Origin of the sequence: Streptomyces sp. NPDC017676, from assembly GCF_044329325.1 — a bacterium.
Taxonomy (GTDB): Bacteria; Actinomycetota; Actinomycetes; order Streptomycetales; family Streptomycetaceae; genus Streptomyces.
Genome location: NZ_JBIRJA010000049.1, coordinates 1,376 through 2,487 on the forward strand (window position 1 = coordinate 1,376; position 1,112 = coordinate 2,487).

1 rRNA gene (cut by a window edge) is annotated in these 1,112 nt (G+C 56.6%); it reads left to right on the top strand.

Annotated elements, in window-relative coordinates:
* A 23S ribosomal RNA gene (locus ACH4LD_RS42935) occupies positions 1 to 1,112 on the top strand; its annotated part reaches 1,375 nt to the left of the window's first position; the annotation flags it as partial.

Sequence of the window (1,112 nt, forward strand, 5' to 3'; positions counted from 1 at the left end):
GTGAGCTGGGGGTGGCCGCAGAGACCAGCGAGAAGCGACTGTTTACTAAAAACACAGGTCCGTGCGAAGCCGTAAGGCGATGTATACGGACTGACGCCTGCCCGGTGCTGGAACGTTAAGGGGACCGGTTAGCTCACTTTCGGGTGGGCGAAGCTGAGAACTTAAGCGCCAGTAAACGGCGGTGGTAACTATAACCATCCTAAGGTAGCGAAATTCCTTGTCGGGTAAGTTCCGACCTGCACGAATGGCGTAACGACTTCTCGACTGTCTCAACCATAGGCCCGGTGAAATTGCACTACGAGTAAAGATGCTCGTTTCGCGCAGCAGGACGGAAAGACCCCGGGACCTTTACTACAGTTTGATATTGGTGTTCGGTTCGGCTTGTGTAGGATAGCTGGGAGACTGTGAAGCAGGCACGCCAGTGTTTGTGGAGTCGTCGTTGAAATACCAGTCTGGTCGTGCTGGATGTCTAACCTGGGTCCGTGATCCGGATCAGGGACAGTGTCTGATGGGTAGTTTAACTGGGGCGGTTGCCTCCTAAAGGGTAACGGAGGCGCCCAAAGGTTCCCTCAGCCTGGTTGGCAATCAGGTGTTGAGTGTAAGTGCACAAGGGAGCTTGACTGTGAGACCGACGGGTCGAGCAGGGACGAAAGTCGGGACTAGTGATCCGGCGGTGGCTTGTGGAAGCGCCGTCGCTCAACGGATAAAAGGTACCCCGGGGATAACAGGCTGATCTTCCCCAAGAGTCCATATCGACGGGATGGTTTGGCACCTCGATGTCGGCTCGTCGCATCCTGGGGCTGGAGTCGGTCCCAAGGGTTGGGCTGTTCGCCCATTAAAGCGGTACGCGAGCTGGGTTTAGAACGTCGTGAGACAGTTCGGTCCCTATCCGCTGTGCGCGTAGGAGTCTTGAGAAGGGCTGTCCCTAGTACGAGAGGACCGGGACGGACGAACCTCTGGTGTGCCAGTTGTTCTGCCAAGGGCATGGCTGGTTGGCTACGTTCGGGAGGGATAACCGCTGAAAGCATCTAAGCGGGAAGCCTGCTTCGAGATGAGGACTCCCACCCACTTGATGGGGTAAGGCTCCCAGTAGACGACTGGGTTGATAGGCC